General features: G+C 45.8%; 17 protein-coding genes and 1 riboswitch. Of the genes, 13 read left to right on the forward strand and 4 right to left on the reverse strand.

Annotated features, from left to right (window positions below; genetic code table 11):
- Positions 1 to 219: 219 nt before the first annotated feature.
- Complete coding sequence (gene pepE / locus CEQ32_RS02825; RefSeq protein WP_055648401.1) at positions 220 to 930, reverse strand: dipeptidase PepE; 711 nt, start codon at positions 928 to 930, stop codon at positions 220 to 222.
- Positions 931 to 1215: 285 nt separating this feature from the next.
- Here pepE and htpX point away from each other — a divergent pair, with 285 nt between their 5' ends.
- Together htpX and cctA are read left to right on the forward strand one after the other, a co-directional pair.
- Complete coding sequence (gene htpX / locus CEQ32_RS02830; protein WP_088585475.1) at positions 1216 to 2079, forward strand: protease HtpX; 864 nt, start codon at positions 1216 to 1218, stop codon at positions 2077 to 2079.
- A 325-nt stretch (positions 2080 to 2404) separates the two neighbouring features.
- Positions 2405 to 2755 (forward strand): tetraheme c-type cytochrome CctA, encoded by a 351-nt coding sequence (gene cctA, locus CEQ32_RS02835; RefSeq protein ID WP_037419470.1) that lies wholly within the window; start codon positions 2405 to 2407, stop codon positions 2753 to 2755.
- A 71-nt stretch (positions 2756 to 2826) separates the two neighbouring features.
- Here cctA and CEQ32_RS02840 read toward each other — a convergent pair whose 3' ends face one another.
- Positions 2827 to 3573: a cytochrome b/b6 domain-containing protein gene (locus CEQ32_RS02840; RefSeq protein WP_037427475.1), complete on the reverse strand. Its 747-nt coding sequence runs from the start codon at positions 3571 to 3573 to the stop codon at positions 2827 to 2829.
- A gap of 296 nt (positions 3574 to 3869) precedes the next feature.
- Here CEQ32_RS02840 and CEQ32_RS02845 point away from each other — a divergent pair, with 296 nt between their 5' ends.
- The gene (locus tag CEQ32_RS02845; RefSeq protein ID WP_011717426.1) at positions 3870 to 4505 is read left to right on the forward strand and encodes a LuxR C-terminal-related transcriptional regulator; all 636 of its coding nucleotides are present in this window, start codon (positions 3870 to 3872) and stop codon (positions 4503 to 4505) included.
- 171 nt (positions 4506 to 4676) lie between these two features.
- Here the strand turns inward: CEQ32_RS02845 and CEQ32_RS02850 are convergent, their stop codons facing one another.
- Entirely contained in the window at positions 4677 to 6443 is a 1767-nt protein-coding gene (locus tag CEQ32_RS02850) for a M61 family metallopeptidase (RefSeq protein ID WP_088585476.1), read from the reverse strand.
- Between the two features lie 145 nt (positions 6444 to 6588).
- Between CEQ32_RS02850 and hinT the strand changes: the two genes are divergently transcribed.
- The 6 genes from hinT to tsgA all read left to right on the forward strand — a co-directional run bounded on the left by hinT (position 6589) and on the right by tsgA (position 10605).
- Positions 6589 to 6945: a purine nucleoside phosphoramidase gene (gene hinT, locus CEQ32_RS02855; RefSeq protein WP_011623075.1), complete on the forward strand. Its 357-nt coding sequence runs from the start codon at positions 6589 to 6591 to the stop codon at positions 6943 to 6945.
- Positions 6942 to 7469 (forward strand): PaaI family thioesterase, encoded by a 528-nt coding sequence (locus tag CEQ32_RS02860; RefSeq protein WP_037427471.1) that lies wholly within the window; start codon positions 6942 to 6944, stop codon positions 7467 to 7469. The genes hinT and CEQ32_RS02860 overlap by 4 nt, the downstream gene beginning before the upstream one ends.
- Positions 7456 to 7920 (forward strand): PaaI family thioesterase, encoded by a 465-nt coding sequence (locus CEQ32_RS02865; RefSeq protein WP_088585477.1) that lies wholly within the window; start codon positions 7456 to 7458, stop codon positions 7918 to 7920. The genes CEQ32_RS02860 and CEQ32_RS02865 overlap by 14 nt, the downstream gene beginning before the upstream one ends.
- A gap of 113 nt (positions 7921 to 8033) precedes the next feature.
- Positions 8034 to 8426 carry a YcfL family protein gene (locus tag CEQ32_RS02870; protein ID WP_088585478.1) on the forward strand — a complete coding sequence of 131 codons (393 nt, stop codon included), beginning with the start codon at positions 8034 to 8036 and terminating at the stop codon, positions 8424 to 8426.
- 269 nt (positions 8427 to 8695) lie between these two features.
- A complete protein-coding gene (deoD, locus tag CEQ32_RS02875) occupies positions 8696 to 9400 on the forward strand; it encodes a purine-nucleoside phosphorylase (RefSeq protein ID WP_037427467.1) in 705 nt (234 codons plus the stop codon).
- A gap of 50 nt (positions 9401 to 9450) precedes the next feature.
- Positions 9451 to 10605 carry an MFS transporter TsgA gene (tsgA, locus tag CEQ32_RS02880; protein ID WP_047538945.1) on the forward strand — a complete coding sequence of 385 codons (1155 nt, stop codon included), beginning with the start codon at positions 9451 to 9453 and terminating at the stop codon, positions 10603 to 10605.
- A 76-nt stretch (positions 10606 to 10681) separates the two neighbouring features.
- Here tsgA and CEQ32_RS02885 read toward each other — a convergent pair whose 3' ends face one another.
- Positions 10682 to 11362: a Crp/Fnr family transcriptional regulator gene (locus CEQ32_RS02885; protein WP_037427464.1), complete on the reverse strand. Its 681-nt coding sequence runs from the start codon at positions 11360 to 11362 to the stop codon at positions 10682 to 10684.
- Between the two features lie 223 nt (positions 11363 to 11585).
- Positions 11586 to 11695: riboswitch (TPP riboswitch) on the forward strand.
- A 53-nt stretch (positions 11696 to 11748) separates the two neighbouring features.
- Here CEQ32_RS02885 and CEQ32_RS02890 point away from each other — a divergent pair.
- From CEQ32_RS02890 to CEQ32_RS02905, 4 genes are all read left to right on the forward strand, one after another.
- Entirely contained in the window at positions 11749 to 13950 is a 2202-nt protein-coding gene (locus CEQ32_RS02890; protein WP_088585479.1) for a TonB-dependent receptor, read from the forward strand.
- A gap of 102 nt (positions 13951 to 14052) precedes the next feature.
- Positions 14053 to 14313: a hypothetical protein gene (locus CEQ32_RS02895; RefSeq protein WP_037427460.1), complete on the forward strand. Its 261-nt coding sequence runs from the start codon at positions 14053 to 14055 to the stop codon at positions 14311 to 14313.
- A gap of 120 nt (positions 14314 to 14433) precedes the next feature.
- Positions 14434 to 15099, forward strand: a complete 666-nt coding sequence (gene pnuC / locus CEQ32_RS02900) for a nicotinamide riboside transporter PnuC (RefSeq protein ID WP_088585480.1) — start codon at positions 14434 to 14436, stop codon at positions 15097 to 15099.
- A gap of 74 nt (positions 15100 to 15173) precedes the next feature.
- Positions 15174 to 16325, forward strand: a complete 1152-nt coding sequence (locus CEQ32_RS02905; RefSeq protein ID WP_226871864.1) for a phosphotransferase — start codon at positions 15174 to 15176, stop codon at positions 16323 to 16325.
- Positions 16326 to 16364 lie beyond the last annotated feature (39 nt).

Consider the following 16364-nt stretch of genomic DNA (forward strand, 5'->3'; position numbering starts at 1 on the left):
ACGAAATTAGTGCAGATACTTAAGTGGTGCAAGTTTTTTCTCCTGCGGGAGATATGCCGATCCTTGCATGATGAAAGGATATTGATAGCGGGCAAGGTCAATAAATCAGTCTAGTTTTTTGTCGCGTTCAACTCTTAAAGGAGCGGCATTTGCATGTTAAGTGGTTAGCTTAGTGTGAATGTTACCCTATTTACCACGATGAATGCCGCTAACGAGATCTTATTTTAGCAAATGAGATAAATCGCTACCTACGGGAATAGGGAGCTCCTGCTGTTCGCCACAGAATAAATAGGCAGGATTATCACCCAACAGTGATAAAGTGTCTCCCTGTCGCCATAGCGCACTGCCTTCAACAATGCCAATGACGGGCGTGTTCGGATCGACACGGGTAAATTCGAGTAATCGCTGAGCCCGAGTTTCACCGTTATGTCCTGGAGCACGGTAGTTTGAATAATGTGGATTTACCTGAAAAGGCACTATGTTTAGGGCCGCGAATGATGGCGGTTCAATGATCGGCATATCGTTAGTTGTACGAATGCTTAATCCAGATACATTTGACCCTGCGCTCCAACCAATGTAAGGCTTACCGCTAAGGACTTCATTACGAATAAGCTGCACAAGATCGTACTTATACAACTCATGCAAAAGATGAAAAGTGTTGCCGCCACCAATTAAAATACCGTCGGCATCTTTAATCGCTTGGCGCGGATCAGGGTGTTGATGAATACCACTAATATCGAGTTTAAGCTCACTGAGTCCCGTCACTACAGAGGCTAAGTAGGTGTCGTAGCTCATGCTTACCCCTGCATAAGGAATAAAAATCCATTTTTGTGCGTGAGCGGTGAGTGGTTTGATAAAAGGCAGCGCATGGGAAAGATAAGGCGTGTCACCAACACGTGAACTGCTTAGCAGTAGGGCATTAACGGTCATTTTTTATCCTTAAATCTCAGAATGTGCAGGCATGTTAACAAAGTTTAATTACGATAAACATAGATAAACACACATGAATTTGGCTGTAACACTGACAGCGCCTAGATTTAAGTTTGGCTTAATAGACTGTCCCTAGACTCACGAGCCATGAAAGGCTGTGTCTAAATTGAGAGAAAAATAAGCGATTAGAAAAACTCTTACCTTTACCCCTTGAATTTCGATTAATTGGACATATTATGTCTTTGAACAAAATAAATGGCACCTTTGTGCCGTAAAGGAGCTGATATGAAGCGTATATTTTTATTGATTGCGACTAACCTAGCCGTGTTGCTAGTAGCCTCAATTGTAATGTCTATTCTAGGCGTGAATACGTCTACTATGGGTGGACTCTTAGTGTTCGCTGCGATTTTTGGATTCGGCGGAGCCTTCATCAGCTTAGCGATTTCAAAATGGATGGCGAAAAAGACCATGGGTTGTGAAGTAATCACCACCCCACGTGATAGCACTGAGCGTTGGTTAGTGGAGACGGTTGCCCGCCAAGCCCAGCAAGCTGGGATTAAAATGCCAGAAGTGGCAATTTACCAATCGCCGGAGATGAATGCATTTGCAACTGGCCCAAGTATGGACAACTCATTAGTTGCCGTGAGTACAGGTCTGTTGTATGGCATGAGTCAAGACGAAGTCGAAGGCGTACTTGCCCACGAAGTAAGCCACGTCGCTAACGGCGATATGGTCACTTTGACCTTAATTCAAGGCGTGGTGAACACCTTTGTAATCTTCGCGGCGCGTGTTGTTGCAGGCATCATCAACAACTTCGTCTCGAGCAATGATGAAGAAGGCGAAGGTTTGGGCATGTTTGCTTATATGGCAGTGGTATTTGTTCTTGATATGTTGTTTGGTATTTTGGCATCAATTATCGTGGCTTACTTCTCACGTATTCGTGAATACCGTGCCGACGAAGGTGCAGCTCGCTTAGCGGGCAAGCATAAGATGATTGCAGCACTTGAGCGTTTACGCCAAGGCCCAGAAAGCTCAGCAATGCCAGCACAAATGTCTGCTTTTGGTATTAACGGCAAGCGTTCAATGGCTGAGTTAATGATGAGCCATCCACCTCTAGAGAAGCGTATTGCGGCTTTACAAACTCGTTAATTGAGTCCAAACGTTCACCAAAAGGAGACCTAGGGTCTCCTTTTTTATTAGGGCTTTTCTTTTGCTGATGATTAAGCTAGGGAGGCTTTTAGTTGTAATTGGTAGGTTGTGACAATGTAAAACTCTTATATAAGCATGTGGTTACATGATGCAGCGCACATTTTACCCTTGAGTATATTGATAAAGTTACTTTGCATAAGATTGTGTTGCTTATTACTCAATCCTTAGCTAAGTTAAATCGAGTCGTGCTATTTACATTGGTTGCAAGATGGAAGTCACCCCTGACAAGAATTTCCACTGTCAATCACCATTGGAGGATACAATTGTGAGCAAAAAACTATTAAGTGTGCTTTTCGGGGCAAGTCTTGCAGCGCTAGCGCTGTCGCCAACCGCATTTGCCGCGGATCAAAAATTATCTGACTTCCACGCTGAATCTGGTGGTTGTGAAAGCTGTCATAAAGATGGTACGCCATCTGCTGATGGTGCCTATGAGTTTGAACAATGCCAAAGCTGCCATGGTAAGCTTTCTGAAATGGACGCAGTACATAAGCCACACGATGGCAATTTAGTCTGTGCTGACTGCCATGCGCCACACGATATGAACGTAGGTCAAAAACCTACCTGTGAAAGCTGCCACGACGATGGCCGTACTCCGGCATCTATTCTGAAGAAGTAAGTTTGACTTCAGATTGAGCTTGATAAAAACGCCAGCAAATGCTGGCGTTTTTTATGCTCATTGAGTTGACCTCATTCGTCCTTCGGTTGTCCTTGAATAAGCTTTTTGCCTGAAAACATGGCTGAGATAATGCCAGGTTGGCGTTTGACTTCGGTGTAGATTACGGCAAAAACATGCAGCATGATCAACAGTATCAATAAATACACTGCATACACATGTACCTCTCCTACAAGACCTTTTATGGGTTTTATCACGTTAGCTTTATCGGTATCGACGCCCGTAGCATCGTAGGGTTGTAGGCTACTCGGATCAACATTGGTGGCCGCAAGGTACTGTTGGACTGCACTTCCCAGGGGTGGATAGTAAATATCGGTACCGGCGCGGATCAGCCCAGTAATCATAATTGTGACTAATAAGAGCATGATAGCGAGTACGGCGAATTTCCCCTTAGGATTGTGGCCTAGATACTGGGGATTTTTACCCGCGGCAAGTTCTGCTTTATAGGTTTGTAACTCGGCCTTGCTATTGGCATTGGGGAACATATGGCTAAAGCGGGCGTATTTATTGCCCATAAAACCCCACACTAAGCGGATCAGTAAATTAATCGCAAAGCCATAGCCAATGATGACGTGCAGGGTCTTAAGCCCGATTTTACCGGAGAGTTCGGTTATACCTAAGTCGCTGCGAAACATCATTATACCGCCCACGATAAGCAGGGAGAGTACGAGGATGACATTAATCCAGTGGAACAGACGCGTAGGTCTGTCCCAGACGGGGTAGGATTGTATTTCAATAGGGCTTGGTTGCTGGCTGGACATGGTATTTCCTTATGTTTTGTATTGATTTGATCTTACGCCTTTCTGTTAAAAATAGCGCATTATTTTCAGTTTAAATTAAGCCTTCTGCTTGACAATGATTTGTCCTAAAGTTGTAGAAGTTTTTGATTTGCGTACGGTAAATATTTTTTACGTAAGTCTTTTGAATCTGTTTTATCTAATGCTAATATCGTGTGCACGATAGACTTGGAAGTCTATTGAACGGATGTTGAAGTGGTATTGAGAGATGTTTCTCCTCTCAAAATAAATAATCGTTAACCAGACAGGGAGTGAGCAGGATGTTCAAAATATTACATTGGATTGTAGTGTCAAGATCGCAAGTTCTGATGGAATTGCTTGCAGGCCGCTGGCCGCAGGAGTTTCTGGTGAAGCTGTCGCAAGTCAGTCCAGATGAAATGTGCGATCAAATCAAAGATAACCAAGCCTCTATGGTGGTGATTGACCTTTCCACCGTCGATCTTCAAAAAGCCTATCAATTTCAACGCTTGCTTGCCCGTGAACACCCGAGTGTGCGAGTCGTCTACATTCAATTCCCTAAACAGGTTGATGCCCGTTTTTTAATGCAAGCCTCGACTACGGCAGGGGTGTTTTATCTGGATGCAGGACTGACTGAAATCAGCCTTGGCTTGTCTAACATCCTGCGTGGACACAGAGTGATCCCCATCCAATTGGTGAATGGGGTAAATGATGACTTTGGATTGTTCGAAGACACTGAGCCATTAACCATCCGTGAGCGCGAAGTGTTACAAGCCCTGCTGTCTGGTAGCACTAACCTCGATATCGCGAATCAATTATTTGTGAGTGAGAGCACCATTAAGACTCACTTGTACCGTGTGTTCCGTAAGATTGGTGTGTCAAGCCGTGGGCAAGCCATTGCATGGGCGCAAACCTACTTACACGATGTGGTGGTGTAACGCGTTGTTGATGGGGCCGCGAAGCCAATATTCAATTGAACAACTTAAGAATCAAATAAAAAGGGGCAATCGTCGATACGATTGCCCCTTTTGTGCTTTATGGGTTAAGGACTATTGCATTAAAAACTAATGCATTAAAAATTAGTGCATTAAAGGCTAATAGATTAAAGATCAACGACCTAACCAAGCCTGCAGTTTGTCTTTATCTGTGATACTTAAGGCAACCGTATCCTTAGGCGCCTCTGCAATAATCAGTTCTCCCGTCATCAATTCATCGCGTCTAAACCAATGCAGGCTTAAGCGTTGTCCGATTGGGTATTGCTGAAGCTGAGCTTCAAATTGGGCTGTTACCTGTAGATTATCCGCCGCAATTAAGATATCTCCGGCACTTAAGCCTGCAAGGTGCGCAGGGCTACCTTGGGCGACAGTCGTCACTTTAAGGCCCATTGGCGCAGCTTGCGTTTTAGCGCCAAAGGCAATCTCATACCCTTTGGCCGTACCACCGCCGACATCCTGCGCACCATTGCTCGCGCGTAAGGTCAACTCAACCCCAAACTCGGCAAGTAGCGGTGCCAGTGGGATATCGTCGGTATTGTCTAAAAAGGCGAAGAGATGTTGGCAATCGCGCCCCAGTAAGCGTTCAACAATCCTTTGATGGCATTCATCAGTGGTACCACGATTTTGCAGGGCATATTCTTGCCACAGAATGGTCATTAGATCATCGAGATTGTGTTTACTCTTAGTTTCGCTTCTTAGGGTTAAATCGAGATACAAGGCAAACAGGGCGCCCTTAGTGTAATAACTGATAATGGCGTTTTGGGCGTTTTCATCCTGTTTGTAGAACTTAGTCCAAGCGTTAAAGCTCGAGTCCTTAATGCTTTGTTTAAAGCGGCCTTGACTGCGATACACCCTTGTAAAGGTTTCGCTCAGCATATCTAAGTAGCTTTGTTCATCCACTAAGCCTGCGCGATAAGTAAGGAAATCATCATAATAGGAGGTGATGCCCTCATAGGCCCACAGCTGCGGCGTATAGGTTTCCGCCTCGAGTTGATAGGGCAAGAAGCATTCCGGCTTGATGCGCTTAACGTTCCAGCTGTGGAAATATTCATGGCTGCAGAGCGATAAATAAGTGCGGTAGTCGTTATTTATCGGCGCATCCATCGACAGCGGTAAATCTTTGCGTGAGCACATGAGTGCTGTCGATGCCCTATGTTCCAAACCACCAAAGCCATTGTCGAGTACTGTCGTCATAAACAGATAACGCTCAAAGGGCGCTGGCGTGCCAAACAGCTTGATTTGATACTCGCAAATCGCCTTTAAATCTTGGCAGAGTCTAGGCATATGGGCGCGGTGGCGACCGTTTAACACGATATCGTGTCTTACGCCGCAGGCTTCAAAACTGGCGTGGGTGAATAGCCCCATCTCAACTGGATGATCGATAAGTTCGTCATAGCTTTGCGCGCAAAACTCACCAAAGGCAAATTCATCACCGCTGTTGCGTGTCATGCTGGTGGCAAGGCGCCATTCATTTAGGCTCGGCTCGGTCGGCGCCGCCATAGTCACTGTGTGTAAGCCTGCCTCAAAGCCGTGGGCGGCTAAAAATACACTGCTGCCGTTAAAGAAACCGTGGGTCATATCCAGATGCGCGGTGCGTACCGACAGGTCCCAAGCATAAACTTGATAGGTTAAGGTCAGTTGCGTGGACTGATGTTCGACCGACCAGGTTTGTTTATCAAGCTGAGTGAGGTGGAGCGTCTCACCATTATCGACAGTGGCTTTAAGGTCGATAATATTCTTAGCAAAATCCCGCACCATATAACTGCCGGGAAGCCACGCGGGCAGGCTAAAAACTTGCTTAGGGTGGGGCTTTTGTACCGTCATGGTAACGGCGAACAAGTGCGCCTTGGGATCGACGGGAATGATGTGATAGTGGATCATAATTTATCCTGTAAAACCGCTGCGTTTTAATGGGCGTCATGCTGCCAAAAATACGCACAACAGGCAAATGAAACGCAAAATATCTGGAGACACAAAGTGTTGAATTGCTAGTATACTATCCCAATTAACCCAAGGAGGACTCCCCATGGCCGAAGAAACCATTTTCAGCAAAATTATCCGCCGCGAAATTCCCGCCGACATTCTGTATCAAGACGAGCTGGTGACTGCTTTTAGAGACATCTCGCCAAAGGCGCCAACCCATATTCTGATTGTGCCGAATCATTTGATCCCAACCGCAAATGATATGAAAGCCTCGGATGAACCCGCACTCGGCCGGATGATGACTGTGGCAGCCAAACTGGCAGCAGAGGCGGGGATTGCCAAAGACGGTTATCGTTTGATCATGAACTGCAATAAACATGGCGGACAGGAAGTGTACCATATCCACATTCATCTCGTCGGCGGAGAGCCACTGGGACCCATGTTGAGCCAAGGTCAATGAAGGTAAATCCTGAGTTTTTCCCGCTGACTCAAATGGCGCAGCGGTTTGTCGATCAGCTCGCCCAGTGCCGTCGCTTAGGGTTAACCGTACTCGAAGCCAGTGAGCACCATGTACTGATTGAGTTGCCCTATAGTACGGAGTTAATTGGTTATCCCGATACGGGCGTTATCCACGGCGGGGTGATCACCACCCTGATGGATACCGCCTGTGGAAGCGCAGTGGTGAGTGCGATTTTTCAAAAATATCAATCCTTAGAGATTTCGCCCACCCTCGACTTACGGGTCGATTATATGAAGCCCGCGCAGCCCCATAAACCGGTTTATGGCTTTGCCGAGTGCTATAAGTTGTCATCCAATATTGCCTTTACCCGCGCCATCGCCTATCAGGACAGCATTGATGATCCTATCGCCCATGCGGTGGGCTCCTTTATGCGTATCAGCCCAGAAATGGTCGGCGATGCCTTTAGGCAAGCCTTGATGGGAGAAGCCGTGCCGTCTTTAGGAGAGACAGATGAACTCAAATAAGCCGGCCGAGCCGAAAACCCTCGATGTACAGGAAATTGTAAAACGCGCCACCGAGCTGAACGACTTTGGTCATCTGCTCGAACATGTCCCTTATGCTAAGTTTATTGGCATGAAGGTCGAGCGCTTTGGCGATGAGCTGATTTTCAAACTCCCCGCTAAGGATGACAATATCGGTAATCCCATCCTGCCTGCGATTCATGGTGGGGTGATAGCCGGTTTTATGGAAATGTCAGCCATAGTGCAGTTAATGGTGTTTATGCAAACGGCAAAAGTGCCAAAAGTGGTCGATTTCTCGATTGATTACCTGCGAGCAGGCCTGCATAAAGACAGCTTCGCCGAATGTCGTATCACCCGTCAGGGGCGACGAGTCGCCAATGTGAATATCAATTGTTGGCAAACCAATCGTAAGCAGCTTATCGCTACCGCAAGGGCGCACTTTTTGATCGATTAATCGCGAGCGCGGGGCATGATGAGCACGTTAAGCATAAGTTCAGCTGGCGTCGCGTAGTGTCATTGCCCATCCGTTGTTCGGCACCTAGGTTTTTGTGAGTGAGGGAAAACAAAATGAAAGCAATTTACAGTGGATTAATCTTGGCAGCAGCAATGACACTCGGCGCCTGCACTAATACGGCGGGCATTTCGGTGAACTCACAGGGAGATACCCGTGTCGATAGTAAGAGTTTTGCCCGTGATATCAGTGTCGAAGGGGGTGAGGCGCGCCGTGTTGGCGATCTTATCCAAGGTTCGGCGCTGATCGTCAGCAAGTCCTCAAGCGATATGCGAGTGCAATATAAGTTCACTTGGTATGATGCCAGCGGTTTTACCATTGAAGATGAAGCCACCAGTTGGAAATCGGTGAAATTACACGGCAAACAACAGCTACAAGTGTCGGCTGTGGCACCAAATGCCCAAGTGGTAAAATTTGACGTTTATGTGCGCGAGACCCATTCAAACTAGATTGGTGTTTGTTTTAGTAGAGTCTGTGCTGGGTTCTCTATATTTAAAAAGACTTACTCTTTTGGGTGTAAGTCTTTTTATTTGTATCAAATACAATGTGTTAAATAAGATTTTGTTATTAAGTTTTATGATGCTAAGTGTAAACGTTGCGATAAATCATCCACTTTTAACAAAAAAGGGGGATTACAACAGAAGATCCGGACTTTAGTCCTAAAAATATTTCGCGGTTGAGCACTACTATCTGCATATTACCACATGAGGATAGATCTATGACGGCTCATATTAATGCGCAACCTACTGATTTTGCAGAAACTGTTATTATGCCCGGCGATCCGCTGCGGGCTAAATATATAGCAGAAACCTATCTTACCGATGCCGTAGAAGTGACTAACGTTCGCAATATGTTGGGTTACACAGGTTATTACCAAGGGCAACGCATTTCGGTGATGGGCCATGGTATGGGTATTTCATCTATGGTGCTCTATGGCCATGAGTTGATTAATTTTTTCGGCGTTAAACGTATTATTCGTATCGGCAGTTTAGGGGCGACCCAACAGCATGTCGAAATGCGCGATGTGATTTTAGCTCAAGCCGCTGGCACGGATTCCCCAACGAATGCTAAACGCAGCAGTGGCTACCAAATGGCGACCTCAGCCACCTTTTCCTTACTTCACAAAGCCTATACCAAAGCCAATGAAAAAGGCATTAGCGTGAAAGTTGGCAACGTATTTAGTGGCGATCTTTACTATGATCCTGACGAAGATATGATCCCGGCGCTTGAGCGTTTCGGGGTGTTAGGTATTGATATGGAAGTGGCAGGACTTTATGGCTTGGCACATCAACAGGGAATTGAATCCTTAGCGATTCTGACGGTATCTGACCACTGTTTAACTGGTGAAGAAACCACGGCGCAAGAGCGTCAATTATCCTTTAATAATATGATCGAGCTCGCCTTAGAAACCGCGCTTAATTAGGGTTAACGCTATCCTTTGTACCCTTAGCATTTCACTGATGGAATGACAACATGAATAATAAAATCACCTTAACCGCAATTAGTTTTCTCGCTAATTTTATAATGGCGGGCTTTGCCACTCAATTTGGGATGCTGATTGAACCCATAGCGGATAAATTTGCAGCAAACGTGAATGACGTTGCTTCAATATTCTCCTTGCTTAATGGCGGCGCACTGGCGGGGACTATTGCCGCTTTTTTCTTTATTGAAAAATTGGGTATCAAGCGAATTACCTTAATTAGTTACAGTCTAGTGGCATTGTGTGCTGTCGCGTTACATCTTACCACTTCGCTACAAGTGGTGATGATAGCCATGACCTTGATTGGTTTTTGTGGCGGTGTGGGGCTATGTATTGCGGGTACGATAGTGGTATCAGTGTGGCAAGAGAAATTACAAAGCACCATGCTCGTCGTGCAAGATGCCACATTTAATATTGCGGGGGTTATTTTCCCTTTAATTACAACTTACGCACTCACAAGTTCATTGTCATGGAGTTACAGTTACTTAGCCGTAGGTTTAGTCGCGTTAGGAACCGTGATTATTACTTTGTTCACTAATTTTTCGCTATGTGAGCAATCATCGAATACGGAAGATAAGCAACAATCTGAATGGAATTTCGGCATTATTAGCGGTGGCATTGGGTTATTTTTAGGCATGTTGGCGCTGTATACGTTTTTAACCTGGGCCCCTTTATTTGTTAAGCAAAAATTTGATATTCCATTTGAAGACGCGGGCAATATTATTACTCAATATTGGTCAGCCGCACTGATTGGTGCGTTAATTTCGACGCTGATTGTGACTCGGGTAAAAATCCACCATTTTCTAGTCGCAATTATCGGCCTGGCTATGGTCATCACCTTTATGATTGTGACAACTGATAAGCTTAATTGGATAGGTTATTTAACCTATGGTTATGGCTTTGTGTGCGCAGCTCTTTACAACGCATTTATTGCTTATGGTGTGTCTTTTGTTAAAAAGGCGAGCAGTAAAAATGTGTCTTATATTTTGATCAGTGGCAGCACGGGTGCGATGTTTAGTCCCGCCATTAGCTCATTCTTTGAACGTATTATTGGATTGCAAACGGTGATGTATGTTATCCCGCTACTTTATGTTGCGATATTTATCATGCTGATTGTTTCAGGCCGAATGAAACCTGCTGCGGCCTAAAGTCCATTTGCGACGTTAATTGATTTGGCCCACTCTTGCTAATGAATAATCTCGAGAGTGGGCTTTTTTAATTTGGTTATATCGCAGCTTCAACAAATTGTTTAAGGGCATTGAGATCTTTAATCCTTATGCCTTCTTTATTGCGTTCAATCAGGCCACGTTCTTCAAGCAACTGTAGTGCCCGTCGGTAAACGCGATCGGTTGTACCAAATCGCTCCGCTTCTAAATAACGCTTACTAAAGCCATCAACGGGTAAATCATTTAAATATTCGTGGTAAATATCATATGCCACGTTATAGCTGATGGGATACAGCAGGCGCCGGGTAAAAATATCGACGGTGTCTTGGTAGTCAATAGCAATGGCGCTGGCAAAAAATAACGCAAGCTGAGGGTGTTGACCGAGGGAATGTTGTAGTTTTTCGGCGCTAATGACCATGATTTCTAAGGCTTCATTAGCAATAATATCCAACTGGCAGTGATACTGAGTAAAAAACTCCATTTCACCAAAGAGTTGCGAATCACAATCGATAGTCCCCAATTGAAAACATCGACCATTTCTGGCGGTATGGCCAAGCGACACGCGCCCTTGTTTTACCAACACCAGTGAGGTCATGGCTTCACCTTGTGTCATTAGATGGGCGCCTTTTTTAAGCATTTTAACTTCGCTGATACAGCTGAGTATCACCGCTTCAATAAGGGGATAGTCTTGCTCCCATCGCTGGCTATAACGTCCTTTGGCTAACGGTTTTAGCTGCATTGAGTATGATCCTCTTATCCTATGTAAAATGGCGGCCTTCTATAACATTATCGTGATAAACGGTCAAATGGGCCAAAGGAGTTGACTGGCGATTTTAGGCATTGGGATTGCGGGCGTTTGGCATAAGACTTTTAACATTGCGTAGAAAGACAAGGTTTTAGTGATATTTAAGGATATCGCCGGCACAAGTGTGTCTACTTTATTATTTTCGTCATGTATACTAAGCGCCGCCAAGGGGTGTTTGCCAACATTCGGCAGACTGAGATGTCATCAGACGAACCCTTAGAACCTGATCCGGCTAATACCGGCGTAGGAATGGGCCAATCAACAGCACACTTCTGAATCGCTTATTCGTTGCCGGATCTCAAACATGTATTTGAGGTCCTATGTCTAACAAAAAGTCTAACAACCAATCTTCAATCTTCACGATATCGTTAACTCGTGCACCATTAGCGCTGGCCGTCTCTGCGGCGTTAAGTGCGTCGGCATGGGCGCAAACCGATGCTATCGACAAACCTGATCCCAATAATGATATGGAAATCATGGTGGTTACGGCGGATTTTCGCAGTGCCAGTTTAGAAAAAATGCCTTCAAGCATTACCGTTATCGATGCCCAGCAAATTCAAGATGAAAGCGCCCAGCACTTTGAAGATGTGATGAACTCTATCGCCAACTTCAACTGGTCAGGTGGTAGTTCACGCCCCAAGTATTTCCAGATCCGTGGCGTGGGTGAGCAGGAGCAATATCAAGGCGCGCCTAACTCATCCGTTGGTTATATTGTTGATGATATTGATTTATCCGGTATCGGCATGGTGTCGAGCATGTACGATCTGCAGCAGGTTGAAGTGTTACGCGGCCCGCAGGGAACCCGCTATGGCGCCAATGCGTTAGCGGGCTTAATTTACCTTAAGAGTAATGACCCAACCGATGTGTTTGAACATGGCGCCGAGGTTTCTTTAGGTAATGATGATCTACAAACCTTTAGCGGTTTTAGCTCTGGTCCCTTAAGCGATTCAGGCAAATTGCTGTACCGTGTGGCACTGCAGCAACATCAGCAAAACGGTTATCGCGACAATATCTATTTAAATAAAGAAGATACCAATGGTCGTGATGAATTTACTGGCCGCGCTAAATTGCGCTGGTATGCCACCGATGATCTGCAACTGGATTTAACTCTGCTGCATGCCGATTTTGATAACGGTTATGATGTGTGGAGTTTGACCAACGATCCGACAAACACCCTATCTGATCAACCGGGTGTCGATAGCCAGCGCACCACCGGCGCAGGTTTTAAAGCGACATATTCTGGGGCAGAGCAGTTTGAGTTGACCTCGCTGACGTCATTTGCCAATACCGATCACCACTATAGTTACGATGGCGATTGGGCAAACCCTGAGTATTGGGCATCCAAGCAATGTGAGGATGAGGGCAATCTCGCCCCTTGTCAGTACGATTACTTCTGGGACAAAACCGGTCAGCGTAAAACCTTATCCCAAGAGTTCCGTTTAAGCTCGACCGACCAAGGCCGTATTTTTGCAGACTCAACCGACTGGTTACTTGGGGTTTATGCGATGAACCTTAAAGAAGATAACCAACTGTATTCTGAATATAATACTTGGCCTGATGAGGTGTTAGATTCTGAATATGAAGCAACCAATTACGCCGTATTTGGTCAGCTGGACACAGATTTAGGTGCTGACTATGCCTTGTCTGTTGGGCTGCGTGTGGAGCGTCGTAATAGTCATTACTCCGACACTAACAATGATAATTTTGACCCGAGTGAAACCATGTGGGGCGGCCATATTGCGCTGAGTAAAGTGCTCAATGAGTCCCACAATGTCTACGCCCGTGTGGCGCGAGGTTACAAGGCGGGCGGTTTCAACATGACCTTGCCAGTCGAACTCAATGATAAAAAAGAGTTTGATACCGAAACCTTATACAACTACGAAATCGGTTTAAAATCCCATTGGTTTGAAGGGCTTATCGATACTAATCTGGCGCTGTTCTATATGGATAGACAGGATCAGCAAGTGGCGGCTTCCCAGCAAGATCCTAATAAGCCACAACGGTTTATTCTCTACACTGAAAATGCGGGTAGCTCAAACAACTACGGTGCCGAGCTGGATGCAACTTGGTATGCCACGGATAATCTCCAGTTTTACTCAAGCCTTGGTTGGTTACAGACTGCTTACGGTAATTACCAATATCAAGATAAATACGGTGCTGATGTGGATTTAACGGGGCGCGATCTGGCCCATTCACCGCACTTAACCTATAGCCTAGGCGGCACCTATCGTGCGAACTCGGGTTGGTTTGCCAACTTGAATATGAGTGGTAAGAGCGAGTTTTACTACTCAGACAGTAACGACTCGCGTTCCGAACCATATACTGTTGTGAATGCGCGTTTAGGTTATGAGGCAAGTGCGTGGTCAGCGTATTTATGGGGCCGCAACCTATTTGATGAAGAATATGGCGTTCGTGGCTTCTATTTTGGTAATGAGCCCGATAATGGCTGGGCGGAAAAACAATATATCCGTTACGGCGACCCACGCCAAATTGGGGTAACACTGAACGTTAAGTTTATGTAGTGCCCAAGCTAGCCGCGCTGTGGAGTGAGACTTGAGGCTTCATACTATACCGTTTCACGGTGCGGCTATTTTTATGATAAGTATTTGAAATAAGGATTGAAGATGAAACTGACCGCCGAAATTAGCATGTATCCCTTTAATGAAAATTATCTCGATCCAATTAAATGGTTTATTCATCGTTTGGACAGTTATCCAACGATTCAACGTGTTACCAATGCGATGGCGACCCAAGTGTGCGGTGACTATTCGGACGTGATGGCGATGCTGGCCACCGAAATGCAAGCCGCCCATGAGAAGTGGGGCAAAGCCGTGTTTGTGTGTAAGTTTATTGGTGGCGAGCTAAATTTAGCCCACAGTGAGTGAGTAATGCCTTTAATGATCTTGGCCACTGCGCGATATCAGTGGTTAATTTAAGGCTCGCTCACTCAGTTACGGCTCAAGCCTACAGGTTTTTAGAATGCGATTTATCGTGAGAGTAAGGCAATGACAGATTTATGGTTAACGCTAGTCAGTAGTGTTAATGCCGCCCTTGGGGAAGTCCATGTGATGACCGCGTGGGAAGCACTTGCTGTGGTATTAGCCATGGCGTATTTGCTACTGGCAATGAAAGCAAGCGTATGGTGCTGGGCGGCGGCATTTACCAGCACGGCCATTTACACTGTGTTGTTTTGGAAAGTAGCATTGCTGATGGAGTCGATGCTGAATATCTATTATATGGGCATGGCACTTTATGGATATTGGCTCTGGACTCAAGGTGGTGATAAACATCAAGGTGTTAAGGTGACCACTTGGCCGCTGAAAACCCATTTAAAGTTGATTGCTGCTACGACGCTAGTCTCCCTTGGCATTGGTCATGGTATGGCGACCTTTACTCAAGCTTCTTTTCCTTATCTCGATGCTGCGACCAGCTGTTTTGCGGTGATGACCACCTATTTAGTCGCCAAAAAAGTGTTGGAGAACTGGCTGTATTGGGTCGTTATCGATCTGGTGTCTATTTACCTCTACTTGAGTAAAGGCCTTATGCTGACCTCATTATTATTTGTGCTTTATGTGGGGTTAGCTGTTGTGGGCTATTTCCTATGGCGCACCGCACTGGCCGAGAGTCGTCTCAATCTTAATGGCGAACGTGCCGCTAAGTTACTTGGTTAAGTGATGACAAATACTGATATGGACCAACTGCCAACACCTAAGATCTTAACTGCAACATCAGTGGTAAGCCGTTAATGCAGCCGTTAATGCAGCCGTTATCTGCTGAGGCGTTTGCAAGGCTGGTTCCTATATTACGCCAGGCAGGGCTAAGCCATATCACGCATATCCATGAGTTGGCGGGTGGATTAAGTAATCATAACTATCATATTCAAACATCTGCGGCACAATACGTGTTACGTCTTAATGCCGATGCCGCCAACCGGTTTTGTTCTCGAGAGCAGGAGTTGTTTTATTGGCGTAATCTGGCTAAGGCAAAGCTTGCGCCTGAGCTGATATGGGCAAGTTGCGATCATCGTTACTATGTAAGTGCATTTATCGAATCACAGGAGATTGCCTGTCGAGTTAACGTTTCTCGGACGCCGGAAATGCTCGGCGACGGGGCTGATTTTTATCACGTGGTTAACTGGAACGACTTGGAATATCAGTGTAGTGCGGCCGAATTCACCCATGGAGAATTGTGGGTGCAAAGGTGGCTGCAAGCGCATGCTGAAAATCTTGAGTGCGCATTATACGAGGTTCCCACGCTTCAGTCTTTCGCCGCAGAGTTCACACCGCTGACATTACTTGAATCCCAGTGCCCAAATTATGCACATGCTCTATTGCAGCAATTATTGCAACAGCTACGCTTGCAATCAGCTGGGCCTTATCACATCAGCGTGACTGAGCAGTGGCAGCAATATCATCAGCAGTTATTAGCCTTTGCTGCAACCGATAAAGGCTGCGCTTGGCAGACGCGGTTGGACTCATTGTTGGGCTTACAACCGCAAATTCATCGTTGGACAAAAGCGTTAGCCGATTGTTTGGTGGCGGCGCAATTTTGCCATCGAGACTTAAATCCGCATAATCTGCTGATAAAGGATAACCGGCTGTATTGTATCGACTTTGAATACGCCACTGCCTCTCATCCTTTATGTGAGCTGGCCGCTGTGCTGGCGACCCACAGATTAACACCAGCGCAGCGGCATATTTTAGTACAGCAATATCTTGCAAAACATCCAGGCCTCACATCCACCGCGATCACGGCGATTCCAGCTGCAATTGAAATGTATTGGGTGTTTGCGCTTTACTGGGCGCTACTGATGGCGGCGCAAACAGATGTAGAGCGTCAGCAGGCGTATCTTGCTTGGTTTGATAGCTTTTGGCAGCTAGTAAGCCAAGACGCTTAAACACATCTTTACGCTACCACACTTAGTCAAAGATGCTTG

Origin of the sequence: Shewanella sp. FDAARGOS_354, from assembly GCF_002209245.2 — a bacterium.
GTDB classification, from domain to species: Bacteria; Pseudomonadota; Gammaproteobacteria; order Enterobacterales; family Shewanellaceae; genus Shewanella; species Shewanella xiamenensis.